The sequence below is a fragment of the Myceligenerans indicum genome (assembly GCF_016742955.1).
Taxonomy (GTDB): domain Bacteria; phylum Actinomycetota; class Actinomycetes; order Actinomycetales; family Cellulomonadaceae; genus Myceligenerans; species Myceligenerans indicum.
On record NZ_JABBYC010000086.1, the window covers coordinates 1 to 8,093 of the forward strand.

General features: G+C 70.7%; 9 protein-coding genes. 6 read left to right on the forward strand and 3 right to left on the reverse strand.

Features of this window, described 5'->3' with window-relative positions; genetic code table 11:
* Positions 1–131 precede the first annotated feature (131 nt).
* The 5 genes from HGK34_RS21410 to groL all read left to right on the forward strand — a co-directional run bounded on the left by HGK34_RS21410 (position 132) and on the right by groL (position 5,759).
* Positions 132–476, forward strand: coding sequence for a DUF3263 domain-containing protein (locus HGK34_RS21410; protein ID WP_201851302.1), 345 nt, complete (start codon positions 132–134; stop codon positions 474–476).
* A gap of 31 nt (positions 477–507) precedes the next feature.
* Positions 508–1,185 carry a LytR C-terminal domain-containing protein gene (locus tag HGK34_RS23685; protein WP_201851304.1) on the forward strand — a complete coding sequence of 226 codons (678 nt, stop codon included), beginning with the start codon at positions 508–510 and terminating at the stop codon, positions 1,183–1,185.
* 599 nt (positions 1,186–1,784) lie between these two features.
* Positions 1,785–1,988 carry a cold-shock protein gene (locus HGK34_RS21420; protein WP_192861768.1) on the forward strand — a complete coding sequence of 68 codons (204 nt, stop codon included), beginning with the start codon at positions 1,785–1,787 and terminating at the stop codon, positions 1,986–1,988.
* Between the two features lie 189 nt (positions 1,989–2,177).
* On the forward strand, positions 2,178–3,863 hold the full coding sequence (locus HGK34_RS21425) for a phytoene desaturase family protein (protein ID WP_201851306.1): 1,686 nt from the start codon (positions 2,178–2,180) through the stop codon (positions 3,861–3,863).
* A 261-nt stretch (positions 3,864–4,124) separates the two neighbouring features.
* The gene (gene groL, locus HGK34_RS21430; RefSeq protein WP_201851308.1) at positions 4,125–5,759 is read left to right on the forward strand and encodes a chaperonin GroEL; all 1,635 of its coding nucleotides are present in this window, start codon (positions 4,125–4,127) and stop codon (positions 5,757–5,759) included.
* Positions 5,760–5,815: 56 nt separating this feature from the next.
* On the opposite strand, the gene HGK34_RS21435 is transcribed toward groL, so the two are convergent.
* Genes HGK34_RS21435 through HGK34_RS21445 form a run of 3 tightly spaced genes read right to left on the reverse strand, consistent with a single transcriptional unit; the run spans position 5,816 to position 6,998 of the window.
* Positions 5,816–6,223 carry a MerR family transcriptional regulator gene (locus HGK34_RS21435; protein WP_201851310.1) on the reverse strand — a complete coding sequence of 136 codons (408 nt, stop codon included), beginning with the start codon at positions 6,221–6,223 and terminating at the stop codon, positions 5,816–5,818.
* Positions 6,217–6,663 (reverse strand): hypothetical protein, encoded by a 447-nt coding sequence (locus HGK34_RS21440; RefSeq protein ID WP_201851312.1) that lies wholly within the window; start codon positions 6,661–6,663, stop codon positions 6,217–6,219. The genes HGK34_RS21435 and HGK34_RS21440 overlap by 7 nt, the downstream gene beginning before the upstream one ends.
* Positions 6,664–6,713: 50 nt before the next feature.
* Positions 6,714–6,998, reverse strand: coding sequence for a WXG100 family type VII secretion target (locus tag HGK34_RS21445; RefSeq protein ID WP_201851314.1), 285 nt, complete (start codon positions 6,996–6,998; stop codon positions 6,714–6,716).
* 253 nt (positions 6,999–7,251) lie between these two features.
* Between HGK34_RS21445 and HGK34_RS21450 the strand changes: the two genes are divergently transcribed.
* Positions 7,252–7,977, forward strand: coding sequence for a response regulator transcription factor (locus HGK34_RS21450; protein ID WP_201851316.1), 726 nt, complete (start codon positions 7,252–7,254; stop codon positions 7,975–7,977).
* The last annotated feature ends 116 nt before the right edge of the window (positions 7,978–8,093 follow it).

An 8,093-nucleotide genomic window follows, 5' to 3' on the forward strand; every position in this document is an offset into this window, starting at 1 on the left:
CCTTATCGTCGGCAGCGTCAGATGTGTATAAGAGACAGGGGGAGGGATCCGGGTGATGCGGCAGGTGTCCGGAAGGGCACGACACGCGGGGCAAATGACACATCTGTTCACCGGGTCGTAGTGTGGCCCGCATGAGCGAGATCCTGGTCGACTCCCCGGAGACAGGCGATGTCGTGCCCGCGGGCGCCGACATCGCCGAACCGTCGTCGGACGAGGCTGCGAGTGAGCTCTCCGACCTCGAACGCGAGATCCTCGCGTTCGAACGCAAGTGGTGGAGATTCGCGGGGGCCAAGGAGGAAGCCGTCCGTGAACTCTTCGACATGACCTCCACACGGTATTACCAGGTGTTGAATGCATTGATCGACACGCCTGCGGCACTCGCCCATGACCCGATGCTGGTCAAGCGGTTGCGCCGGATGCGCTCGACGCGTCAGCGCGCACGATCCGCCCGGCGGCTCGCGGACGAGAAGCCCTGAGAGTCCAGGAGTCTGGGCTACCCTGTCCGCCGTGACCAACAGCACGTACCGCTACCCGCCCGACGAGTTCGACGTCGCCGTGCCTGGCGGCGCACCTGTCGGCGTGCACCGCGCGCCGCGCAGCGGCTGGAGTTCGGCCTGGCCGTTCTTGCTGGTCGCTCTGGTCTGTGCCGGCGTCGCGTGGGGAGGCATCACCCTCCTGTCCGGCGGCGGCAACGACCCCAACTCGGCGGCGGAGCCGAATGCCAGCGTCTCGGCGGACCCGTCACCGAGCTCCAGCGAAGGCGCTGAGGGCGAAGGCGACGGTCAGAACGACGGCGATGGTGGTGACGAGCCGAGCGAGGAGTCTTCCAGCGAGCCCGAGGAGGCCCAGTACCCGGGTGATCCGGCGGCGGCCAACATGGCGGCTGACATTGGGGTCTACAACGATTCGGGTGAAGCGGGCGTTGCCGGTGCGGTGGCGACCAACCTCCAGGCCGCAGGCTTCACGGGCAACCTCAATGCGGGGAATGCGGGCGATCCGAACGGTCCGCAGGCAGGCGCGGTGACCGCCAACTCTGTCCTTTACGGACCGGATCGCGCCGACACGGCTTCGGCGGTCGCCGAAGCGCTGGGAATCCCGGCAGAGAACGTTCAGGAGTCCGCGGATGTGGGTGCACATCCCACCGAAGCCGTGTGGGTCGTTCTCGTGACTCCACCGACTGAGTGATTATTCGCCGTCCGGCGAATTGGCGGGCCGCTTCCGGGACGGGGGCGGCCCGCCTCGCATTGTGCGGAGGGGAGTCCTGACCTGTCGGTGCGCGTGCTCTTGTGCGCGCCGGCCTGGTGTTCGGGTCACCGGACGCCGGTGGGCGTCCCTCGGGGTGGCGCCGACGCCTGCCGCTTCGCGCCCGGTCGCATCGCTGACAGTCCCTGACCGAGGCGGCCCACCTGCTGGACAGCGGTGAGGCGATGGCGTGCCATTCCGCGCATTGCCTGCGTGCCCCCGGGCCGGCGCGCCTGCCGGTAGGACTTTGCCCGGATCGAAGAATGCAGCTTCGGCGCGTCGTGAGTTTATCGGTCGAATCCAATGAGTCTGTCGAAACGATCAGGACGCCTCCGGAATTCGCCCGCTGCGTGCTGTCGCCGCACGTTACCTGGTGCATCGGGGGGCGTGATCACACCACCTCGACTTCCTGACCTGCGCGTTCGCCCAGCGCGGAATCCGTCAAATAGCGATTTACCCCTTCCATAGTATGACTTGGAGCACTAGCCTCGAATCACCACGGGTCGAACCGAGTGGCCCGTGCGAGATGCAAGGAGAAGTGCATGGCCCAGGGCACCGTCAAGTGGTTCAACGCGGAGAAGGGGTACGGCTTTATCACCCCGACCTCCGGCGGGCAGGACCTGTTCGTCCACTACAGCGCGATTCAGGTGGACGGCTACCGCACCCTCGACGAGGGACAGGCGGTCGAGTATGAAGTGGGGCAGGGTCAGAAGGGCCCGCAGGCAGAGATGGTCCGCCCGCTCTGATCTGAGTCCCAGGACCGGTTTCCCCCTGGCCGGTCTCTCCGATCGACGTAGGCGGCGTGCGGCCCTGACCCGCTCGCCGCCCGTCACGCAGGATGCTCTGTCGCAGGTTCGAGGCTCCGACCTGACGTGGTCGGGGTCTCTTCGTGCGTGACCGGGCCGACACGGCAGGCCCCGTGGTTCGATGAGGTCATGACTGTGCTGGACGCCGTCGTCGTCGGCTCCGGGCCCAACGGCCTCGCCGCCGCCGTCACGCTCGCCCGCGCGGGCCTCGGCGTCCGTGTGCTGGAGGAGCAGTCCTCGGCCGGAGGCGGTGCGCGCACCCTGACCGGCTCCGAGCTCGTCACGGCGACACCCGTGCCGGACCGTTCGGGCCGCTTCCTTCCCCCGCTCGGCGCCGACGCCGGGACGGGCGCGGACCTCCGCTTCGACGTGTGCTCCGCGGTGCATCCGATGGCCTGGGCGTCACCCTTCTTCCGCGCGTTCGGCCTGGCGGACCGGATCGAGCTCCGGACCCCCGAGGTCTCCTACGCCCAGCCGCTCGACCCGGTGGCCGGTTCGCGCACGGCGCGTGCCGGGATCGCCTTCCACGACCTGGACCGGACGGTGGCGCGGCTCGGGGCCGACGGCGCCGCCTGGCGTTCGCTGATCGGCCCGCTGGCCGACCACTGGCCGGCCGTGGCAGCCCTGGCCATGGGCGACAAGCGCGGCCTGGCCACGCCCGCGTCCGTGCGATCCGCCCCGGTTCCCGGCGCCGACCCGGACCGCGGCGGCCGGCGCCTCGGCGACGATCCGGTGATCTTCTGCCGACGCGATGCCCTCGGCCTCGGCACCGAGGGGCTCGCGCTGCTGCGGGCCGCGCTCGGCTTCGGGCCAGGGCTGGTCGAACAGGGGACGGGCCTCTGGAACCGCCGGTTCGCCGCCGACGTCGCCCCCGCGCTTCTCACGGGGGTCGCGGCCCATGTCATGACGCCGCTGCCGTCGCTCGCCGGGGCCGGCACGGCGCTCCTCCTGGGTGCTCTGGCCCACGGGCCGCACGGCTGGGCGCTGCCCGTCGGCGGGTCGGGGGCGATCGTCGAGGCGCTGGTCGCGGACCTTGTCGCACACGGCGGCGAGGTCGAGACCTCGCGTCCGGTTCGCACCCGGGCCGATCTTCCGCCCGCCCGCGCGTACCTGTTCGACACGGCGCCCGGCGTCGTCGGACAGGTCTTCGGCGATCACGTGCCGCGATCCTCCGGTACCGCGATGCGGCGTTATCGGTTCGGCGGCGGGGCGGCCAAGGTCGACCTGGTGCTGCGCGGTCCCGTGCCCTGGGCCGTGGACGACGTCGGACGCGCCGGGACCGTGCACCTCGGCGGGACGCGCGAGCAGATGGCCGAGGCGGAGGCGACCGTCGCCGCAGGGCGGCCCGCGGTGCACCCGGTCTGCCTGCTCAGCGATCCGTCGGTGACCGACCCGGGGCGTCAGGTCGACGGCTTGCGGCCCCTGTGGGCCTACGCCCACGTCCCGGCGGGCTCGCAGCGGGACGTCACCGAGGACGTCGTCGGGCAGATCGAGCGGTTCGCGCCGGGGTTCCGTGATCTGGTCGTGGCCGCCCGGTGCGTGCCCGCCGCGCAGCTGTCCGCCCACAACGCCAACTACGTGGGCGGCGACATCGGTGCGGGCGCGGCCACGATGCCGCGGATGCTCGCCGCTCCCGGCCCGACGGGGACGCGCTGGGATCCGTACCGGACCGGCGTCGACGGTGTCTACCTGTGCTCGGCGGTGACACCTCCGGGGCCGGGCGTCCACGGGATGTCCGGCTGGCACGCGGCGCGCCGCGTCCTGGTCCGCGAGTTCGAGATCCGCCACCCGCCGGCCCTGTCCCCCCGCGACTGAACTCCGCCGGCTCCAGGGATCAGGGACACGGGGCCTGGTCTGCGGACCGGCCCGCTCGCGCCTGGCGAACACTCGGGGAGTGTGCTTGCACTCTCGGGGTGAGAGTGCCAATAATGTCTTAGCACTCTCGCGCTGAGAGTGACAGCAGGGCCGACAGGCGAGGTCTGTTTCCCTGGGCGAGACGTGATCGTCCAGGAAGCGGCCGTCCGTCGCGGGCGCCGAGCCGGCTCACCGAAAGCCACCAGCGGAGGATCCATCCCCATGGCCAAGATGATTGCGTTCGACGAGGAAGCTCGTCGGAGCATGGAGCGCGGGCTCAACCAGCTCGCCGACACCGTCAAGGTGACGCTCGGCCCCAAGGGCCGCAACGTCGTGCTCGACAAGAAGTGGGGCGCCCCCACCATCACGAACGATGGCGTCTCCATCGCCAAGGAGATCGAGCTCGAGGACCCGTACGAGCGGATCGGTGCGGAGCTCGTCAAGGAGGTCGCCAAGAAGACGGACGACGTCGCGGGTGACGGCACCACCACCGCCACCGTGCTCGCCCAGGCGCTCGTCAAGGAGGGCCTGCGCGTCGTCGCCGCCGGCGCCAACCCGATCGCCGTCAAGCGCGGCATCGAGAAGGCCACCGAGGCCGTCACCGAGCAGCTGCTGAACTCGGCCACCGAGGTCGAGACCAAGGAGCAGATCGCCTCCACGGCGGCGATCTCCGCCGGCGACCCCGCCATCGGTGAGCTCATCGCCGAGGCCCTCGACAAGGTGGGCAAGGAAGGCGTCATCACCGTCGAGGAGTCCAACACCTTCGGCCTGGAGCTCGAGCTCACCGAGGGCATGCGCTTCGACAAGGGCTTCCTGGCCCGCTACTTCGAGACGGACCCCGAGCGCCAGGAGGCCGTGCTCGAGGACGCGTACGTCCTGATCGTCGAGTCGAAGATCTCGAACGTCAAGGACATGCTGCCGGTCCTGGACCAGGTCATGAAGCAGGGGCGCGCCCTGCTCATCATCGCCGAGGACGTCGAGGGCGAGGCCCTGGCGACCCTGGTGCTGAACAAGATCCGCGGCACCTTCAAGTCCGTCGCCGTCAAGGCTCCGGGCTTCGGCGACCGCCGCAAGGCCATGCTCCAGGACATCGCCATCCTCACCGGTGGCCAGGTCATCTCCGAGACCGTCGGTCTCAAGCTGGAGAACGCCACGCTCGACATGCTGGGCACCGCCCGCAAGGTGGTCGTCACCAAGGACGAGACCACCATCGTCGAGGGTTCGGGCGACGCCGAGCTCATCTCGGGCCGCGTGAACCAGATCCGCAGCGAGATCGAGAAGTCGGACTCCGACTACGACCGCGAGAAGCTGCAGGAGCGTCTCGCCAAGCTGGCCGGCGGCGTGGCCGTCATCAAGGCCGGTGCGGCCACCGAGGTGGAGCTCAAGGAGCGCAAGCACCGCATCGAGGACGCCGTGCGCAACGCGAAGGCCGCCGTCGAGGAGGGCATCGTCGCCGGTGGTGGCGTGGCCCTCATCCAGGCCGGCGCGGTCGCGTTCGAGAAGCTCGAGCTCGACGGTGACGAGGCCACCGGTGCGCAGATCGTGCGTGCCGCGATCGACGCCCCGCTCAAGCAGATCGCCGTCAACGCCGGCCTCGAGGGCGGCGTCGTGGCGGAGAAGGTGCGCGGGCTGGAGGCCGGCCAGGGCCTGAACGCCGCGACCGGCGTCTACGAGGACCTGCTCGCCGCCGGCGTGAACGACCCGGTCAAGGTCACGCGCTCCGCGCTGCAGAACGCCGCGTCGATCGCCGCGCTGTTCCTCACCACCGAGGCTGTCGTGGCCGACAAGCCGGAGAAGGCCGCGGCCGCTCCGGCTGGCGACGGTGGCATGGGCGACATGGGCGGCATGGGCTTCTGAGCCCAGCCTTCCTGACGGAGGCCGTCTCCCCGCACGGGGAGGCGGCCTTCCGGCGTTCAGGCATGAGGGGTCCTGGTCTGCGCCAGCGAGTCCTCGATCGGGCACGGATCCTCGGGGTCGAGGACCCACGCGTCGAGGACGGACTCCAGGGCGCCGCGCATCCGCCGCAGATCGGCGATCCGCCGGTCGAGCTCGACGAGCTTCGCGCGGCCCTGCTCGCGCACCTCGGGGCGCGTGCCGGCGCGCGCCTCGTCGGAGAAGGCCACCACCGCGGCGAGCTCGCCCAGCGCGAAGCCCAGCTCCTGCCCGCGCCGCAGGAACCGAACGCGGCGGGCGTGCGCCTCGCCGTACCGGCGGTATCCGTCCTCGGACCGCCGAGGATCCGGCAGAAGCCCCCGGCGCTCGTAGAAGCGCACTGTGGACACCTTCACACCGGTCAGCGAGGCGAGCTCGGAGATCAGCATGCGGCGGAGCGTAACAGCGCGGGCGGCCTCGCCGACGCCCTGCGCGCCCTGAGCACCGCGGTGGCCTGCACGCCGCACCAGAGCAGCTCCGGCACGAGGAACCCCACCACGAGGTGGGACGCGCCGTTCGCCAGAGCGGCCCCCATCGCCGCGGCGAACAGCACACGTGCCACGGAGTCGGCCGCGCCCAGGGCGAGGCTCGTACGCCACAGGCGCACGGCGGCCCACACCGTGACGAGGCTTCCGGTGAAGCCCGCGAACATCACCGTGTAGGGATCCGTGGAGGCGGGTGCCGTCCCCGCGAGACCGAGGGCGTGGTGCGCCCGAGCCAGGCCGTCAAGGACCGGAACCGCCGTCCACGGCAGCGCGAAGGCCGCGGTGACCAGCACGTCGTAGATCGCCGAGAGTCGCACGACGCGAAGGGCTGAGGTACGTGTCATGCGCACATCGTCGACTCCGCACCGTGGTGCAGGGTCAAGCCCGCCGGCCGTCAGCTGAACATGCGCGTGGCCGTCAGCTCCGCGTCCGCGTAGGCCCGAGCCGTCTGCGTCAGGGCCACCTGGATGGCATCCAGAGCGTTCTCCACCTGCGCCTGCGCAGAACGCCACTGGGTCACCGACCCGGCGAACGCCGTCGCGGCGCCCCCGGTCCACGTGCCCTGCAGCGCGTCCAGATTGCGCATCAGCGCGGCGACCTCGGTGCGCACCGTCGCGACCGAGCCGGCCACCGCGCCGCTCGCAGCTTCGATCTGGTCGCTGTCCACCTGGTACTTCATCGTGCCCCCTTGTCCGCGAACGGCTGTCGGACGCCGTCGTGTCGGCCCCGGCCGCTCCGGTGCCACCGGTGTTCACGCTAGGCGGCGCGACACACGGGTGGGGAGCGGATCGCGAGCCCTGTGGACCACCGCGAGCTGTGGTCGGCATCGGATCCGCAGGGCGGCGTCGCGGTGGTCCCTCGGATGGGCCTGCCCACCCGAACATTCACGCCGCTCTCAGGAAAGAGTCAGACTCGCGCCGCACACTGAAGACATGGCGACACCAGAGGCGCGGCTCGTCGTCGTCGACGACGAGCCCAACATCCGCGAACTCCTTGCCACGTCCCTTCGATTCGCGGGTTTCGAGGTGCATGCCGCGGCCGACGGCAACGGCGCGCTCCAGCTCGTGCGGGACCTGGACCCGGACCTCGTCGTGCTGGACGTGATGCTTCCCGACATGGACGGCTTCACCGTGACGCGTCGCATGCGCGCCACGGGCAAGCACGCACCCGTGCTGTTCCTCACCGCGCGCGACGACACCCAGGACAAGATCCAGGGCCTGACCGTCGGCGGCGACGACTACGTGACCAAGCCGTTCAGCCTGGAGGAGGTCGTGGCGCGGATCCGCGCCGTCCTGCGGCGCACCGGCGCACCGGTCCCCGAGAACGAGGCGGTGCTGAAGGTCGGCGACCTGGAGATGGACGAGGACTCGCACGAGGTGCGCCGCGCCGGGGTGGAGATCGACCTGTCGCCCACGGAGTTCAAGCTGCTGCGCTACCTCATGCTCAACGCGGGCCGCGTGCTGTCCAAGGCGCAGATCCTCGACCACGTGTGGCAGTACGACTGGGGCGGCGACGCGAACATCGTCGAGTCCTACATCTCCTACCTGCGCCGCAAGATCGATCATCTGACGGTGGACGGGCCGGGCGGCACCGTCGAGCTCCCCGCGCTCATCCACACCAAGCGAGGCGTCGGATACCTCCTGCGCGCGGCGGCGTGAGGCCATGACCGACGACACCCGCCCGCCCTTCGCCCCCGGCGGATCTCCGCCGCGTGGAGGTGCGCCCGCGCCCGCGCCGGGCCGCGTGGCGTTCGACCTGTCTCTTATACACATCT